The following is a 16,114-nucleotide window of genomic DNA, read 5'->3' on the forward strand; positions in this document are numbered from 1 at the left end:
AGCATTGAATCAATCGCTTTCCTGCCAATAATCCCGGAAAAGGCCCGCGGCCGGCATGATTAAATTCAAAAGGATACATTTACAGGTTGAAAGAGTTCCTTCAACAGGCCGCCGCCTCCTTTTCAAAAATACCATTAGCCGGTGGTATCCTGCAACAGGTGCAGATGTACGGAATTCTACAGGGGCAAATGGTTCTATGTGCTGATATTTGGCAAATGAATTGCTAAGTGCATACACACATTATTTATCGTACTTTTGTGTATTAAAATCCTGCATCCAACAGATATGAACATTACGCCGGGCCCATTGCTGGGCAACATACAAACCCCTGCTGATTTGCGGAAGCTGAGTAAGGAACAACTGCATGAGGTAAGCGAAGAACTCCGCCAGTTCATTATTGACATGGTGAGCGTGCATGGTGGCCACTTTGCGGCCAGCCTTGGTGTGGTAGAACTATCAGTAGCCCTGCACTATGTATTCAATACCCCGTATGATCAGCTGGTATGGGATGTAGGTCACCAGGCATATGGACACAAAATCCTCACCGGCAGAAGGGATGTGTTCCATACTAACCGTAAATACCACGGTATCAGCGGTTTCCCTAAAAGAGATGAAAGCCCCTACGACACCTTTGGTGTAGGTCACTCTTCCACCTCTCTCTCCGCCGCCCTGGGTATGGCTATCGCTTCCAAATTCAAAGGAGAAACCGACCGCCAGCATATAGCTGTGATCGGTGATGGTGCTATGACCGCAGGTATGGCCTTCGAAGCCCTCAACCACGCAGGCGTAGCCAATGCCAACGTGCTTTTTATCCTCAACGATAACTGCATGTCCATTGACCCTAACGTAGGCGCACTCAAAGAATACCTGACCGATATTACCACTTCGCCCACCTACAACAAATTCCGCGACGACGTGTGGAACCTGCTGGGTAAACTCCCTGTAGGCAAACGCTTTACCCGCGATATGGCTTCTAAACTGGAAGCAGGTATCAAAGGCGTGGTTTCCGGCTCCAGCAACCTCTTTGAATCCCTGAAACTCCGTTACTTCGGTCCCATCGACGGGCATAATATCATTAAACTGGTAGACACCCTGCAGGACCTGAAAGATATTCCCGGCCCTAAACTGCTCCATATCGTTACCACCAAGGGTAAAGGATATGCACTGGCAGAAAAGGACCAGACTACCTGGCATGCACCCGGCCTGTTCGACAAAATCACGGGTGAGATCTTCAAAAAAATACCTGATAAGCCCCAGGCTCCTAAATACCAGGATGTATTTGGGCATACCATCATAGAACTCGCAGAGCAGAATAATACCATCATGGGTATTACTCCTGCCATGCCTTCCGGCTCCTCCCTCAAATACATGATGGAAAAGATGCCGGATCGTGCCTTCGACGTAGGCATCTGTGAGCAGCACGCCGTTACCCTCTCTGCCGGTCTGGCTACACAGGGCATGCGGGTGTTCTGTACCATCTACTCTTCCTTCTTCCAGCGTGCTTACGATCAGGCTTTGCATGACGTAGCCATTCAGAAACTCCCCGTAGTATTCTGCCTGGACCGCGCAGGCCTGGTGGGTGAAGATGGTCCTACCCACCATGGTGTGTATGACATCGCTTATATGCGTTGTGTACCTAATGTGGTGATCAGCTCACCGATGAACGAAGAAGAACTGCGTAACCTCATGTATAGCTCCCAGCTGTCTACACAGCAACAGCCTTTCGTGATCCGCTATCCGAGAGGGCAGGGTGTAATGCCTGAGTGGCGCCAGCCTTTCAAAGAAATTAAAATCGGTACCGGTCGCAAACTGCGTAGCGGTAAAGATATCGCGATCCTCTCCCTGGGTCACGTAGGCAACTTCGTGACTGAAGCATGCAAAGACCTGCTGGCAGATGACCTGCAGCCTGCTCACTACGACATGCGCTTTGTAAAGCCGCTGGACGAAGAGATGCTGCATGAAGTATTCAGCCAGTTCGATAAAGTGATTACTGTAGAAGACCATGCTATCAGCGGTGGTTTTGGTAGCGCTGTAATGGAATTCATGGTGGATCATGGATATACCGCAAAAGTAAAACGCCTGGGTATCCCTGATCGCATCATCGAGCATGGTAAGCCTGAAGAGCTGCACCGTGAATGTGGCTTTGATGCCGCTGGTATTGCGGCGGCTGCCAGGGAAATGATGAAAGATAAAGTAACAGTAACGGCTATCTAATAGCTGGAATAATATTTACATGATAAAATCGCTTTTGTCTTCAGGCAAAAGCGATTTTTTTTGCTAAGACAGCCTGATGAAAATGATAAATTTGTAAGTATGTATTTACAGCTTCGGATCACTGCTATCGTAAAGGAAACACCTGATACCTTCACGTACAGGTTTCAGCCCATGAATGGAGAAAAGATAGATTATGAGGCTGGTCAGTTCCTTACCTTCCTCATCGAACTACACGGCGTGGAATACCGCCGTTCCTATTCTTTCAGCTCCACACCGGGTATTGATCAGGATCTGGCTGTCACCATCCGCCGTAAGGAAAATGGTGAGATCTCCCGGCATATACTGGATTACTGGAAGGTTGGCGACATCGTTACTACCCTGCAGCCTTCAGGCAGGTTCACGCTGGATGAAGTACCATCTGTACCTTTCGACATCTTTTTGCTAGGTGCCGGCAGCGGCATCACGCCCTTGTTTTCCCTGCTCAAATACATCCTGCATCATCATGCCCATGCCCATGTCAAACTGGTCTACAGCAGCCCTACCCAGGAACGCACTATCTTCCACAAGCAACTGCAATCACTGCAGGAACAATATGCTGAACAATTACATATCATTTACCTCTTCAGTGCCGAAGGTATCATTCGCAGACTCAGTAATGGTCTGCTGGAACCACTGGTGAAAGAGCAAACTAAATATGCCGCCCACCTCACCCAATTCTTTGTGTGCGGACCACCGGAATATATGCGCATGGCACTGCTCACGCTCACCTTTATGGGGTATAGCCAACAGCAGCAGCACAAAGAAAACTTTGTAGTGGAGACAGGCCCCCAGCTGGCACGCATAGGCACACCGACTGACAGCACGATCAAAACAGTACTGATCAAAAAGGGGCATGAAAGCTATGAGCTAAAACTACCGGGCAATAAGAACATATTGTCCGAAGCCTTAGCACATGGCATTACACTTCCCTATAGCTGCAAAGGAGGTGTTTGTGGATCCTGTACAGCCCGTTGTACACAGGGAAAAATATGGATGGCCCTGAATGAAGTGCTCACTGATAAAGAGATGGCACAGGGCTACCTGCTTACCTGCACAGGTTATGCAGTAAGTGAGACAGTCATTATTGAATTGTGATTATTAACCTTATTCCCTCTATCCGGCAGGGATTAAATCCAATTCCTTTTATTCCAGCAAGGTTATGAAAAAGCGGAGAATGCGTTGAATTCTTCCTGTAACTCGTGATATAGCTTTCTGAATGTTTGCATGCGATCTTCCATTGTGGCGCAGTCATCCACGGGGCGGTCATCGTGTAGAACGGAGAGCTGACCATTGTTGGAGATCTTTTTTGCACACTGCTTTAAGTCGTGGAACATCTCATCCGATACCTCTAACTGACGGATGAACTGATTTTGAAAATGCTCAATCTGTGCCAGAGAATCTTCGTCTGATTTTTTGCCTGATAACAGTTCAAGACGATTTTGCATAGACCGGAGGGTATCTCTGACACTATTCACTTCTACCTTCCAGTCCTGAATCTGTTCTAGTTCTGATGTTTGTGCTGAAACTTCCATGTGTATTGATTTTGCTGTGAAAAAAATTAGCGGATCAACCATGCTTTCCTTGCGTAATACAAGTCCTGTTTAGAACACATTTCTAAGTTACAAACCTTTTTAGCAATAGAAAAAGGCAATTTGCTTTTTAACAAATTGCCTTTTCCTGATATATGGGTACTTTTCCCGAAATCTTCGGGTAGCACTGCAATCGAATTATTTTTTTTGAAGAAAGTGCTACCATATTTTTCAATTAAATGCCTGTCTCTGCATTTAATGGTGATATCTATTTTTAACGCAAGTAAGCGTTGTACATCCAGATTACTTTTTCCTGTTCACGGATGTAGGTGGTGATCAGGTCATTGGTACCATCGTCACCTACTTCGGCACTTAATGATGAGACTTCACGTTCTATTTCGATGATGGTCTGGAGACCGGAGAGTACCTGTTGTACACAGGCCGTGTCCTTGCTTTCATTCTTAATTTCATGAATGAGAGAGTCTGCAATGTAGTCCGAGAAGGCGTGGCTGGGAGTGAAGCCTAATGTCAATATACGTTCTGCGATTTCATCAATTTTCACTAATGAATCGGTATATAATTCTTCGAATTTTATGTGCAGGGTAAAGAACTTGTCGCCACGTATGTTCCAGTGGAAACCGCGCACGTTTTGGTAGAAAACCTGGTAAGCGGCCAGCAGGTGATTGAGTTTTTCTGCAAGTTCTTTGGAGGTCTTTTTCTCTAGTCCGATATTGGTTACTGCGGTACTCATACGATTAAATTTGTTTTGCTTAACGAGTACAAATCAGATGCCGAACGGGCCTGCAGGAATGCTCAGCATTCCCGCAGGCCCGTTCAAAAAGAAAATAGTGTAAGTGCTATTACGCCAGACTCGCATCCAATGTAATCTCAGTATTCAACAGCTTCGAAATCGGGCAATTCGTCCTCGCTTCCTCCGCCAGTTCTGCAAACTTTGCTTCATCCAGACCCGGCACTTTCGCCCTCAGTTCCAGATGGCTCCCCGTTACTGCACCGTTTTCCAGGGTGACAGTTGCTTTTGTATCCAGGTTCTCAGGCGTAAATCCCGCACCGGAAATCAGGAAACTCAGTTTCATGGTAAAACAGCCCGCATGCGCAGCTGCAATCAGTTCTTCAGGGTTTGTACCATTTCCATCCTCGAAACGGCTCTTGTAAGAATAAGGGGTACTGTTCAGCACAGTGGATTGCGTAGTAACTGTTCCTTTCCCATCCTTTCCGGTACCTTGCCAGTTAGCAGAAGCATTTCTCTTCATGTTTCAGTTTTTTATGTAGATTAATAATGCATTTGTAGGGATCTCTAAATTACTACTTCTTTTATTGTTCCCAACCCCGTACCCACGTAGATTTTTCTCTACATACGTGGAATAAAAAAGCCGCCCCGGCCGGGACGGCTACTCACTATTTCTGGCAATCTATCCTTCAAAAAAAGTTTAATGTTCCAAAGGCCACATTTTCCCCCACACACTTCGATTTGTATTATTGCTTATTCCGTTCTGCTGTTCCTTAATTCCAGTCCGGATTGCCAGAAATCTTCCACTATTCCTGATTATGCCTGTTTTACCAACTGCACACTTGCCAGCAGTTTTACCTCTTCACCCAGCAACAGACCACCGTTGTCGGTAGGACCGTTGAATGTAATGCCATACTCTTTTCTCGCGATTTTACCTTTTACTTCAAAGCCAGCTTTAGTCTGTCCATATGGATCCTTAACAATACCGCTGAACTCTACATCCAGTTCTACTGGTTTGGTCACACCACGCATAGTCAGGTCACCAGTTACTTTATAAGTCTCATCATCTACTTTCTTAATACCGGTAGATACAAAATTCAATGTAGGATATTGTGCTGCATGGAAGAAATCTTCTGCCTGCAGGTGCTGGTCACGTTGCTCATTCTTGGTAGTGATGCCAGCTACTTCAGCTTCGAAAGAAATCTTAGCATCGCTGAAATCATCGCTGTTGCTTTCTACAGTAGCGTCGTACTTTGTGAAATAACCAGTTACGTTAGTGATCATCAGATGCTTAATCTTGAATTCTACATCACTGTGAGATTGATCAATTTTCCAGATTGCCATAAAATAAGAGTTTTAGTTTTTTGAATGTTTTTAAATATCTGAAGGATTAATTGCCTTGTTCGTTGTTTGATGATGTAAAATTAATCGTTGCAACAACTATTCGAAATGGATAAAAAGATGAAAGTGGTGGACTTTTTTATTGAGTCCAACTAAGTAGTTGATTATCAAATAGCAAGTTTTCCGGTCTCTTTAAATTCAGAAGGGGTCTGACCGGTATATTTTTTAAAAAAGCGGCTGAAATAATGAGGATCTTCAAAACCTAACCTGTATGCAATCTCTTTTGCTGACAGATCTGTATTATATAAATAACGTTGTGCTTCCAGGATCACCCGGTTGCGGATATGCTCACCTGCGGTAATGCCTGACTGCTGCTTGCTGATCTCATTCAGCAATACCGGCTTCACGTGCATGAGGCCAGCATAGTCCGATACATTCTTGTGGGTGGTATATTTATCTTCGATGAGGTTCTTAAACTGTAAAAATAAAGAGCTGTTGTGCGATGCATGCTGATCAGGGGTTGCGATCATGCTGCTACCCTTGATCCGGGAGGCCAGTACCAGGAAGTATCGCAGCAATCCATGCAGGGCGGTATCAAAGCCCGGCTCCTGGTCCTTCACCTCTTTCTTCATGAGTTGTACCAGCATCTCAAAATCCCTTTCCTGCTCAGGTTGCAGGGTGATCACGGTGCTGAACTGGTTGTTGAAGAAGAGGGACGAGTTAATGCCCATCAGGGAGGCCGCCTGGTCTTTCAGGCACATAAATGCATCCTGAAACGCGATCATATAGCCTTCTACCTTTTCGCTGAAGGTCATGGTATGTACCTGGCCCGGTGCCAGGAAATACAATGTATTCTGATTTACCTCGTAAGTGACGGCATCGATAGTGGGCTCGATATGCCCTTTTTTGATCCAGTAGATAGTATAAAAGTCGTGACGATGGGGTTTACCATTGGTAGCAAAAAAGCTCTCCTTCAGCTCACAAATACTGGAAGCAACAAAGTTGCTATCTGCCTGCGCATAAGCCGGCAAGGAGACGATTTCGATATGTTCCTTTTTGTCACTCATTCCATATCCAGTGTTCCCGCTACTTCCAGTTCACGGTCTTCAGGTTCTATAAAGTCGATGATAAAATTATTCCGGCCCTCGCCCACCATGATAGTCATGTACTTCATTTGCACCAGTTCCAGCATCCCCAGGAAGAGGAAGATGGCATGCACCCTGTCCTGACAATGATCGAAGATCTTTTCGAATGCCAGGGTCTTCTCCCTCGATGCCAGTTCTATCATATACTGACGGGAGCCCTCCATGGTATAGTCATATTTATATACCACGTGCTGAGGTTTGTTGTCCCGCTGCTTCACCCTTTGCATCACCTTTTCGAAGGTCTGGGTGAGTTTGAAGAGGGTAAGCGTCTGGATTTCAGTCCCTTCGCTGGTGATTTCCCCGATAGAAGACAGTTCTTTTGCAATATTCCCTCTCTTGATCATCAGCATCCTGTCGGCTTCTTTCTCAGCCAGCTCGGCGGCCGCCTGTTTGAAGCGTTTGTATTCCAGGATCTTATCAATCAACTCCTGACGGGGGTCAATTTCTACACCCTGCTCATCCAGTTCCTTGCGGGGCAGCAGCATCTTGGCCTTAATACGCATCAGGGTAGATACGAAAAGGATGAATTCGCTGGCCAGCTCAATGTTGAGTGATTCCAGGTGATGAATATAGTCCAGGAAGTCGTTGGTGATAGTGGTGATGGGGATATTATAGATATCCAGTTCGTCCCGCTCAATAAAGAAGAGCAGCAGGTCAAAAGGTCCCTCGAACTGGGGTAGTTTTATCTTATATGAGTTGTCGGCCATAATATTATGATCCCTTCGCCAGGCAAATTCCGGTGAAGGGATCATTCAAAAATAGGAAAAAAATCCCGCTTAAAACTTAGCTGAAAATCCGACACCGATCACCTGTTTGACCTGTAGTCTTGGTCCCAGTACGCCTGTTTTCGGATTTACGAAAGACTTTACATCATCATCGTAGATCATATCAAGTGAGATCACGGCAGAAATATACTTATTCACAGCCAGGTTCAGTGAGTTTGTCATATACAGATCCACGTTCTGCGGATTGTTTCGATAGTTGGAGTAGAGGTCCAACCTGCCTTTGTACACGATACCTTTTGCCAGGGTCTTTACAGTATTGATCGTCAGGTAAGCACCAAACTCAGATTTTACATGCTTGCCGGTATCTACACCAAATGCAGCCTGGGAAGACAGGTAATCGTCCATCACGAATACATAACGACCGGTAACAGGGGAGAAGAAGATAGAAAACTGGTCCGTTGGCTTATAGTCAATACCCGGGGAAAGTACCAGGTAAGCAGGTGCAAAGAATCTGGATGACAGGGTTTTGCTGGTATCTGTATACAGGTAACCGTCTGTAAACTGTGTACGCAAATCCACTAAACCTGAGAGGTAAAAGTTCTTACCGATGTCATATCCATATTTGGATGTAATGGAGATCAGGTCATCGCTCTTACGGCCACCAAGGCTGGTCGTATTTACATAACCGTAAGCCAGGTTCAGCACATTGTCCCAGCTATGCCTGCCTTTTTTGTAAAAGGCAAATGCGTTCAGGGAAGATGCCACGGAAAAAGAGAATTTATCACCACCCGCAGCCCAGTTAGTCAAAGATCCCTGGTTTACGTTCAGGTTGAAAGTGCCTCCTTTTTTCCAAACTTTGTTAGTAGTGTCACTGGCATCTTTTTTAATTTTTCCACTCGCTTCTTCGCGGGAGGTTTTCATCCAGTCTGTCTGAGCATGCAGCAGACCGAAAGTACATACCAGTAAAATGGCTGTCAAGAAGGATCTTCTCATTACAATTGTGGTTTAAATGCGGGGGTCAGCAGACAGTGAGACCTGTTCAGCAGCTTACGAACCGCCTTGAATAAAATGTTCTTAAGCTGCAAAAATAACTAACTCTCCAAAAAGCTACAAGGGGTTACCTATGGCAACCCCTTGTTTATTACTTGTGTGAGTAATTATCTTTTCTTCAATTCGTCTCTGATTTCCATCAGCAACTTTTCCTGTGGAGTAGGTTCTGGTGGCGCTGCAGGAGCTGCGGGGGCTTCTTCTTTCTTTTTGGTGAGGGCATTGATTCCTTTTACCAGCAGGAAAATACAGAATGCAATGATAATAAATTCAATGATTGACTGGATAAACAGACCATAAGACAATACCGGTGCTCCTGCTTCCTTTGCTTTGGCAAGAGATTCAAAATTGCTTCCCTTACTATCATTCAGCAGCAGGTACTTTTCCTTGAAATCTACTTTACCGGTCAATATGCCAAGTATAGGCATAAAGATGTTATCTACCAATGCTGATACGATCTTCCCGAAGGCAGCACCAATGATCACACCGACTGCCAGATCAATTACATTCCCTTTGGTGGCAAAATCTTTAAACTCTTTGAAAAATCCCATATAACAACTTTTTTAGGTGACACGAACAATTTGCAGGTACAAGATAATAAGCTTTTTTATTGCTGAAAAACATCCATTCTTTGGTAGCAGCTCATTTTTGAATTTACTTAGGCCGGCTGCAGGAGATCCTGGTAACCCTTTCTGAAAAGAAAATCCAAATCATATCCGGCTAACCTTTTAATACCGGATACTTCATCTTCAAAGACAACAGTGTATCCCTTAACGTTTTCGCTACTACGTATTCCTTATACCAGTTATCATCAGCAGGTACAATCATCCACGGCACCTCATCACAATGTTCAAATACATCCTCATACGCTTTCCTGTACTTCTTCCAGAACTTCGCTTCTATCAGATCCCCTTTATTATACTTCCACATTTTCTTCGGATTGGTGGTGCGCTCCTGCAGCCGGTTTGCCTGCTCCTCCGGAGATACGTGCAGGTAAAATTTCAGGATGGTTGTATTTCCATGTACTGTAAGTAATCTTTCAAAATCATTGATCGCATTCATTCGTTTCATAATCATTTTATCATCCACCCATTTATGCACGCGCTGCACCAGCACATCTTCATAATGAGAACGATTGAATACCATAATCATGCCTTTGGGAGGGGCATGCTGGTGTACCCGCCATAAAAAATCATGATCCAGTTCCTGCTCTATAGGTGCCTTGAATGCCTTTACATCTACCCCTTCAGGATTCATAGTACTCATCACTGCACGGATAGCACCGTCCTTGCCACTGGCATCCATGCCCTGCAATATAATGAGGATGGCATGTTTATGTTCGGCATAGAGCAGGTTCTGTAGCTCATCCAGCTCTTCCCGGATCTGGTCTGTCAGGGTCTTGATCTTTTCTTTATCCAGTTTTTTGGGAGCTGTGGTACTGATATCTGCCAGTTTAATTTTACTCATCTGCGTAACATTTCTACCTAGTGTAACAAAATATAAACCGAAGTGTTGTGCAGTAAAGGTGGATTTATTCCGCTTTACTACCGGGCAAACCTCTCTTTTTTTGCGATCTTTGTATCGCCATTCTAAAAACTAAAAAACGTGAGCCAACGAACATTAAACTGGGGGATCTTCCTCCTCCTTTCCCTCACCTGGGGCAGCTCCTTTATTCTCATGAAACTGGGTATGGAGCGACTATCGCCCTGGCAGGTAGCCAGCCTCCGCATGTTATGTGCAGGCATTTCATTATCACCTTTCTTTTTCCGTTTTATCCACAAGATACCGGTGAAGAAACTTCCCCTGATCTTCCTCTCCGGTTTACTAGGCAATTTCTTTCCAGCCTTCCTTTTCTGTATTGCTGAGATGCAGGTAGATAGTGGCCTCGCCGGGATCCTGAACGGGTTTACTCCCCTTATGACCTTAGTGACAGGGGCTTTGCTGTTCAATAATGCCATTATCAAACGCCAGTTACTGGGTATCAGTGCAGGCTTGATCGGGGTGGTGTTATTATTTGCCTCTCAAGGGATCAGCACGAGTTATTGGTACTACGGTCTGTGGATCCTAGTAGCCACCGTATGCTATGGTACAAATATTAACCTGGTACGCAGGCACCTGAAAGATTATTCTTCTGTACAGGTAAGTGCTATCTCGCTGGGATTCTGTGCCATCCTGGCCTTGCCGGTATTGCTGTACACGCATTTCTTTGCACTGCTCAGCGGGCCGGCTGTACCCTGGACTTCTATCGGGGCCGCAGCTACGCTGGGCATCCTGGGTAGTGGTATTGCCACGGTTTTGTTTTACTTCCTGATCAGCAGAACAGGGGCTATGTTCGCCAGTATGGTGACTTATGTATTACCTATTGTGGCGTTGGGCTGGGGTTTCCTGGCAGGGGAGCACATCACCCTTTTACAGGTCCTGAGCCTGGGAATTATATTAGGGGGCGTGTACCTGGTGAACAGGAAATAAAAGGGAGCTTCTCTATCACCAACCTGTAACAAACCATTCATTTTCCCAAAAAAAGAGCCTGTATCAATCCGGATACAGGCTCTTTTTATAATTATGTACTGACAATCAGCTTAGATCGCCATAATTTCTTTCTCTTTCTGTGCACAATGCTTATCCACCAATTCGATGAACTTATTGGTCAATGCCTGCACTTCAGCTTCAGCATCTTTCGCAGTATCCTCGCTCAGTCCCTCTTTCTGCAGTTTCTTTATTGATTCGATCGCGTCACGACGGATGTTCCTGATTGACACTTTACCTTGCTCACCTTCACCAGCTGCTCTTTTCACGAATTCCCTTCTTCTTTCTTCAGTCAGTGGAGGCAGGAACATTCTGATGATGATACCATCATTCTGTGGGTTAATCCCGATATTAGAAGCAATGATAGCTCTTTCGATCGGCTGGAGCATATTTTTTTCCCATGGCTGAATAGTCAGGGTACGCGCATCAGCCACATTGATATTGGCTACCTGAGAGAGCGGGGTCAGAGAACCATAGTAATCTACAGAAATCCCATCCAGAATTGCCGGAGTTGCTTTTCCAGCTCTGATCCTGGACAATTCCACCTCAAGGTGAGCGATCGCCTTTTGCATGGATTCGCTGGCATCGTCCATGATTAAGTTTAGATCATCTTGCATAGCAAACAAATAATTAAGTGCGTGCAAACCTACAGGATTTATCTGAGATTTTGAAGCCGGGATATGATAGAAATAGAATATGAGGAGTGCGGAGTGGACAGTTGACGGCCTGCCACGGCCTTTCATACGGGAAAGTGAGACCTGTAAAATGACCGGGAACTATTTATCCTGTAGCACTCCTTTTGGGTTAACCTTGATACCGGACTTTGGCATTACCTCTACTACCGCCTTTGTTTCATTTACAGTAGCCAGGTTCACCTTGTGCAGCATCGTTTCTTTTCTCTTCTTGAGCTGATAAAGTACCCCTGTGAGTATCAAAGCAGAGCCAATCATACAAGCCAGTAACCAGCCCGTACCAATATGTTGGAAATAAAATGCGAATGCGATGTAGGCAGCATTGACCACTACACATACCAGGGTTGTCTGCCGGTGATTGAGGTTCAGCGCCAGCAGGTAGTGATGCAGGTGGTTACGGTCAGCAGCAAACGGTGAACGTCCGTGCAGCATACGCACTGCAAATACTCTCAGGGTATCGAACAGTGGCAGGATCAGGATAGCAATCGCTACCGCAGGTACGGATTCTACAGGCAGTTTACCTGCAGGGTTACCTGCAACTTCGATGAACTTGATGGTCAGGATGGCATTGACCAGGCCCACCAGCAGTGAACCTGTATCGCCCATAAAGATCCTTGCCGGAGAAATATTGTAAATAAGGAAAGCAGCTAAACCGCCTGCCATGGAGAAACCTAACACAGCATATACCAGTTGACCGGTATACAGGAAGTATGTACCCAGCACACCGGATACCAGCATGCCTACACTACCGGCCAGGCCATCTACACCATCAATCAGGTTGAAGGCATTGATCACTACCAGGAATGTAAAGTAGGTGAGCAGCAGGCTAAAGTGTGGGGGCAGGGCATTGAAACCCAGGAAACCATACATACTGCTGATCTGTAAATTGCTGAGATAAATTACTGCGAAAGAAGCCATTAACTGGCCAATGAGTTTCTTGAGAGGGGTGAGTCCTACAATGTCATCTTTCATGCCCACCATAAAAATCACAAAGAACGCAGCCACCATATATTGAAATGGAGAATCAGCCAACGCAGGCACACAAACCGCAGTTGCAACAATGAATCCTGAAAAAAACGCTATCCCCCCTAAAGTTGGGATTCGCGACTTATGTGATTTCCGTTCGTCCGGTTCGTCATACAAATGCTTCAGTTCTGCTACCCGGATTAACACGGGGATGGCAAAGTAGGTTATAACGAAACTTAGGACAGTAGCTATTAAAACATTCTCCATTTGGGAGGGGACTTGGTCTATGTACAAAGATATTAATTTCAAGTAAATGTGTATCACTCTAATCTGAAAATAATACAGATTGAGAGATCTCTAAGTTTAAAATGAGGGAATTAGGCAAGATTATGTGCAATTGTATTTAAATTCTATTATTTTCGCCTGATCAAAAAATTTGCAAGTATTATGCCACAGTTGAAAGATATAGCTACACAAATCAGAAGGGATATCGTTCGCATGGTGCATGGCTGCCAGAGTGGCCATCCAGGCGGTTCATTAGGTTGTGCTGATTTTTTCACAGCCCTGTATTTTAAGGTGATGCAGCACAAGCCGCAGCCTTTCGACATGGATGGAGGTGACCAGGACCTTTTCTTTTTATCCAATGGCCATATCTCGCCGGTATTTTACAGTGCATTGGCCCGTTCGGGTTATTTTGAGGTATCTGAACTGGCTACATTCCGCCAGTTAAACTCCCGTGTGCAGGGTCACCCGACCACACACGAAGGTTTACCAGGTATACGTATGGCTTCCGGCTCCCTGGGCCAGGGTCTGAGTGTAGCGATTGGTGCTGCGCTGACTAAGAAACTGAATAATGATGACCGTTTTGTGTTCTCCCTCCATGGTGATGGTGAACTGGAAGAAGGTCAGAACTGGGAAGCAATTATGTTTGCTCCTCACCATAAAGTAGATAATCTGATTGCAACTGTGGATTGGAATGGACAGCAGATTGATGGTACCGTGGAAGCGGTAGCTGGTCTGGGTGACCTGGAAGCTAAGTTTGCAGCTTTTGGCTGGACAGTGTTGCATATGAATGGAAATGATATGGATGAAGTGGTGGCTACACTGGAGAAAGCAGTTGGTATGACAGGACAGGGTAAGCCGATTGTGATCCTGATGAAAACAATTATGGGAGCTGGTGTGGACTTTATGGAAGGGCATCATGAATGGCATGGTATTGCGCCAAATGATGAGCAGCTGAAGAGCGCTTTGGGACAGTTGCCAGAGACTTTGGGAGATTATTAATAGAATCAGATAGCAAAAAAACAGGCCAGTCACTTCGTGACTGGCCTGTTTTTTTCTGCGCGGTATCAGCCAGCTGACGCTGGCTGATACCGCAATATGAAAGTGGCTATGTTGCTTTTAAGGCCACTTGCTGCCGGCCGGCGCGGAGCGCCGGGTACCAGCTGGCGGCCAGGCCTATTAAGATTATAGTGATACTCACAAGCAAAAAGTCCGTAAGGTGCATGCTTACCGGATAGGAGCTTACGAGGAATGATTGTCCCTCCAGCTTCACTAAGCCAAACTGGTCCTGCAATACACAAAAGGTAATACTGATGAAAAAACCTATCAGGGTACCAATCATAGCAATGATCAGTCCTTCCATTAAAAAGATCTTTGTAATAAGACTGCTTCTTGCCCCCATGGCCTTCAGAATAGTAATGTCCTTCTGCTTTTCCATGACCAGCATATACAATGAACCAATCATATTGAATGCTGCAATCACCATTATAAATGACATGATCACATATACGGCCCACTTCTCTGTCTGCATAATCGCATACAGGGACTGGTTCTGTTCATACCTGGTTTCTAAATGATAGCCATCGCCCAGCAGCTGCTTTAGTCTTGCCTTCAGCTCATTGTCACTCACACCGGCCGTTGCCTTCACCTCCAGTGCCGACATCTCATCCGCTGCCATCCCCAATACCCCTCTCATGAAGGCAATATTGGTGATCACATACTTACTGTTGAACTCCTGCTGTATAGCAAATGAACCGGCAGGGTAGAGGATGCCACTGCCGAGGGCCTCTTCGGGTGTAGTCACACTCGTGATATTACGACGGGGCAGGTAGACGGTGAGGGGTACCAGGCTTCTCTCCACATCCACACCCAGCGCCATTTCCAGCTCCAGGCCCAATACTGCCCTGTAAGCCAGTTCATCGCCCGTATCATAATGGCCGCGGGCAATGCTTTTGTCTACCGCTGCCACTTTATTATAATTGCTGTCCACACCTTTCAGGATAGCAATCGTCTGATCGCCATCCCCATATCGCAATACGGCTTTTTCCTCAATCACTTCTGTCATGTACGCCACCCCCTTTGTTCCCGCTATCTGCTTCAGCTGAGCAGGTGTCAGGTGCAAAGATTTCCCGCTCACCGGGCTCACCTTCACAGAAGGATAAAAGGAGGAATACAATGACTTGACCAGTCCCTCAAAGCCGTTGAATACGCTGAGAACAATAATCAGGGCCGCTACACCGACTGCAATAGCCGATACGCTCACCCATGCAATAATATTGATGGCATTAGTACTCTTTTTGGCCCTGAAATACCGGGATGCGAACTGCCAGATCATACTTTTAGCTTAAATTCCTATTTGTTTTCCTTCCCGGCATCGTCATCGTTAATCTTCTTGAACAGCTCTTCCATCTTGAACACGTAATCCAGCGTGTCATCCAGGAAGAGGGTAATTTCCGGAATACGGCGCAACTGCTTGCCTACACGATTTCCCAGGTCTCTTTTGATCACACCCATCTGTTCCTTGATGCGGTTGATCATCTCGTGGTTATCCCTGATCTGGAACATGCTCAGGTACACCCTGGCCTCCAGCAGATCCGGGGTCACACGAACTGCGGAGATGGAGATCATACCTCCTTCTATCACATTGAATCCATGACGCTGGAATATATCACTGAGTTCTTTTTGTAACAGTTGTCCAATTTGTTTCTGTCTCTTGCTTTCCTGCATATTATACGAATTGTTAATATTGAGATGTAAAGAAACCAGGGGAACATCACTATTAATATTGTAGTAACTTGCAGCCCTGTTCCAAATCTCTCTGGCAAAGATAAGGAAACACGCATGCGCGATACGATATAAA

At 45.6% G+C, this 16,114-nt stretch carries 17 protein-coding genes; 4 read left to right on the forward strand and 13 right to left on the reverse strand.

The features are described from left to right. Positions 1-285: 285 nt before the first annotated feature. Positions 286-2,214: a 1-deoxy-D-xylulose-5-phosphate synthase gene (gene dxs, locus DXN04_RS07515; protein ID WP_116852714.1), complete on the forward strand. Its 1,929-nt coding sequence runs from the start codon at positions 286-288 to the stop codon at positions 2,212-2,214. A 99-nt stretch (positions 2,215-2,313) separates the two neighbouring features. Next, complete coding sequence (locus DXN04_RS07520) at positions 2,314-3,348, forward strand: flavin reductase family protein (protein ID WP_116852715.1); 1,035 nt, start codon at positions 2,314-2,316, stop codon at positions 3,346-3,348. A 62-nt stretch (positions 3,349-3,410) separates the two neighbouring features. Here DXN04_RS07520 and DXN04_RS07525 read toward each other — a convergent pair whose 3' ends face one another. From DXN04_RS07525 to DXN04_RS07565, 9 genes are all read right to left on the reverse strand, one after another. After that, positions 3,411-3,698: a hypothetical protein gene (locus DXN04_RS07525; RefSeq protein WP_147319871.1), complete on the reverse strand. Its 288-nt coding sequence runs from the start codon at positions 3,696-3,698 to the stop codon at positions 3,411-3,413. A gap of 358 nt (positions 3,699-4,056) precedes the next feature. Further along, positions 4,057-4,533 carry a Dps family protein gene (locus DXN04_RS07530; protein WP_116852717.1) on the reverse strand — a complete coding sequence of 159 codons (477 nt, stop codon included), beginning with the start codon at positions 4,531-4,533 and terminating at the stop codon, positions 4,057-4,059. Between the two features lie 109 nt (positions 4,534-4,642). After that, on the reverse strand, positions 4,643-5,053 hold the full coding sequence (locus DXN04_RS07535; RefSeq protein ID WP_116852718.1) for an OsmC family protein: 411 nt from the start codon (positions 5,051-5,053) through the stop codon (positions 4,643-4,645). Positions 5,054-5,346: 293 nt separating this feature from the next. After that, positions 5,347-5,874: a YceI family protein gene (locus DXN04_RS07540; protein WP_116852719.1), complete on the reverse strand. Its 528-nt coding sequence runs from the start codon at positions 5,872-5,874 to the stop codon at positions 5,347-5,349. Between the two features lie 164 nt (positions 5,875-6,038). Next, positions 6,039-6,938, reverse strand: a complete 900-nt coding sequence (locus tag DXN04_RS07545) for a helix-turn-helix domain-containing protein (RefSeq protein ID WP_116852720.1) — start codon at positions 6,936-6,938, stop codon at positions 6,039-6,041. Continuing rightward, positions 6,935-7,723 carry a segregation and condensation protein A gene (locus tag DXN04_RS07550; protein ID WP_116853379.1) on the reverse strand — a complete coding sequence of 263 codons (789 nt, stop codon included), beginning with the start codon at positions 7,721-7,723 and terminating at the stop codon, positions 6,935-6,937. Before DXN04_RS07550 ends, DXN04_RS07545 begins: the two co-directional genes overlap by 4 nt. Before the next feature lie 69 nt (positions 7,724-7,792). After that, complete coding sequence (locus DXN04_RS07555; protein ID WP_116852721.1) at positions 7,793-8,734, reverse strand: DUF3078 domain-containing protein; 942 nt, start codon at positions 8,732-8,734, stop codon at positions 7,793-7,795. A 164-nt stretch (positions 8,735-8,898) separates the two neighbouring features. Then, complete coding sequence (gene mscL, locus DXN04_RS07560) at positions 8,899-9,339, reverse strand: large conductance mechanosensitive channel protein MscL (RefSeq protein ID WP_116852722.1); 441 nt, start codon at positions 9,337-9,339, stop codon at positions 8,899-8,901. Positions 9,340-9,508: 169 nt separating this feature from the next. Further along, positions 9,509-10,255 (reverse strand): PPK2 family polyphosphate kinase, encoded by a 747-nt coding sequence (locus DXN04_RS07565; RefSeq protein ID WP_116852723.1) that lies wholly within the window; start codon positions 10,253-10,255, stop codon positions 9,509-9,511. Between the two features lie 138 nt (positions 10,256-10,393). Here DXN04_RS07565 and DXN04_RS07570 point away from each other — a divergent pair, with 138 nt between their 5' ends. Next, on the forward strand, positions 10,394-11,257 hold the full coding sequence (locus DXN04_RS07570) for a DMT family transporter (protein WP_147319872.1): 864 nt from the start codon (positions 10,394-10,396) through the stop codon (positions 11,255-11,257). Between the two features lie 110 nt (positions 11,258-11,367). Here the strand turns inward: DXN04_RS07570 and frr are convergent, their stop codons facing one another. After that, positions 11,368-11,931, reverse strand: coding sequence for a ribosome recycling factor (gene frr, locus DXN04_RS07575; RefSeq protein ID WP_116853380.1), 564 nt, complete (start codon positions 11,929-11,931; stop codon positions 11,368-11,370). A gap of 159 nt (positions 11,932-12,090) precedes the next feature. Then, positions 12,091-13,239 carry a glycosyltransferase family 4 protein gene (locus tag DXN04_RS07580; protein WP_116852725.1) on the reverse strand — a complete coding sequence of 383 codons (1,149 nt, stop codon included), beginning with the start codon at positions 13,237-13,239 and terminating at the stop codon, positions 12,091-12,093. A 180-nt stretch (positions 13,240-13,419) separates the two neighbouring features. Here DXN04_RS07580 and DXN04_RS07585 point away from each other — a divergent pair, with 180 nt between their 5' ends. Beyond that, positions 13,420-14,256: a transketolase gene (locus DXN04_RS07585; protein WP_116852726.1), complete on the forward strand. Its 837-nt coding sequence runs from the start codon at positions 13,420-13,422 to the stop codon at positions 14,254-14,256. Positions 14,257-14,362: 106 nt separating this feature from the next. Here DXN04_RS07585 and DXN04_RS07590 read toward each other — a convergent pair whose 3' ends face one another. Continuing rightward, the gene (locus DXN04_RS07590; RefSeq protein WP_116852727.1) at positions 14,363-15,589 is read right to left on the reverse strand and encodes an ABC transporter permease; all 1,227 of its coding nucleotides are present in this window, start codon (positions 15,587-15,589) and stop codon (positions 14,363-14,365) included. 17 nt (positions 15,590-15,606) lie between these two features. Then, positions 15,607-15,981, reverse strand: coding sequence for a 30S ribosome-binding factor RbfA (gene rbfA / locus DXN04_RS07595; protein WP_116852728.1), 375 nt, complete (start codon positions 15,979-15,981; stop codon positions 15,607-15,609). Positions 15,982-16,114 lie beyond the last annotated feature (133 nt).

Origin of the sequence: Chitinophaga silvisoli (assembly GCF_003412465.1) — a bacterium.
Classification (GTDB): Bacteria; Bacteroidota; Bacteroidia; order Chitinophagales; family Chitinophagaceae; genus Chitinophaga; species Chitinophaga silvisoli.

Excerpts from the sequence above, each read along its gene's own strand:
- dxs (WP_116852714.1), top strand. The coding sequence starts at position 286 with ATGAACATTACGCCGGGCCCATTGCTGGGCAACATACAAACCCCTGCT.
- DXN04_RS07520 (WP_116852715.1), top strand. The coding sequence starts at position 2,314 with ATGTATTTACAGCTTCGGATCACTGCTATCGTAAAGGAAACACCTGAT.
- DXN04_RS07525 (WP_147319871.1), bottom strand. The coding sequence starts at position 3,698 with ATGCAAAATCGTCTTGAACTGTTATCAGGCAAAAAATCAGACGAAGAT.
- DXN04_RS07530 (WP_116852717.1), bottom strand. The coding sequence starts at position 4,533 with ATGAGTACCGCAGTAACCAATATCGGACTAGAGAAAAAGACCTCCAAA.
- DXN04_RS07535 (WP_116852718.1), bottom strand. The coding sequence starts at position 5,053 with ATGAAGAGAAATGCTTCTGCTAACTGGCAAGGTACCGGAAAGGATGGG.
- DXN04_RS07540 (WP_116852719.1), bottom strand. The coding sequence starts at position 5,874 with ATGGCAATCTGGAAAATTGATCAATCTCACAGTGATGTAGAATTCAAG.
- DXN04_RS07545 (WP_116852720.1), bottom strand. The coding sequence starts at position 6,938 with ATGAGTGACAAAAAGGAACATATCGAAATCGTCTCCTTGCCGGCTTAT.
- DXN04_RS07550 (WP_116853379.1), bottom strand. The coding sequence starts at position 7,723 with ATGGCCGACAACTCATATAAGATAAAACTACCCCAGTTCGAGGGACCT.
- DXN04_RS07555 (WP_116852721.1), bottom strand. The coding sequence starts at position 8,734 with ATGAGAAGATCCTTCTTGACAGCCATTTTACTGGTATGTACTTTCGGT.
- mscL (WP_116852722.1), bottom strand. The coding sequence starts at position 9,339 with ATGGGATTTTTCAAAGAGTTTAAAGATTTTGCCACCAAAGGGAATGTA.
- DXN04_RS07565 (WP_116852723.1), bottom strand. The coding sequence starts at position 10,255 with ATGAGTAAAATTAAACTGGCAGATATCAGTACCACAGCTCCCAAAAAA.
- frr (WP_116853380.1), bottom strand. The coding sequence starts at position 11,931 with ATGCAAGATGATCTAAACTTAATCATGGACGATGCCAGCGAATCCATG.
- DXN04_RS07580 (WP_116852725.1), bottom strand. The coding sequence starts at position 13,239 with ATGGAGAATGTTTTAATAGCTACTGTCCTAAGTTTCGTTATAACCTAC.
- DXN04_RS07585 (WP_116852726.1), top strand. The coding sequence starts at position 13,420 with ATGCCACAGTTGAAAGATATAGCTACACAAATCAGAAGGGATATCGTT.
- DXN04_RS07590 (WP_116852727.1), bottom strand. The coding sequence starts at position 15,589 with ATGATCTGGCAGTTCGCATCCCGGTATTTCAGGGCCAAAAAGAGTACT.
- rbfA (WP_116852728.1), bottom strand. The coding sequence starts at position 15,981 with ATGCAGGAAAGCAAGAGACAGAAACAAATTGGACAACTGTTACAAAAA.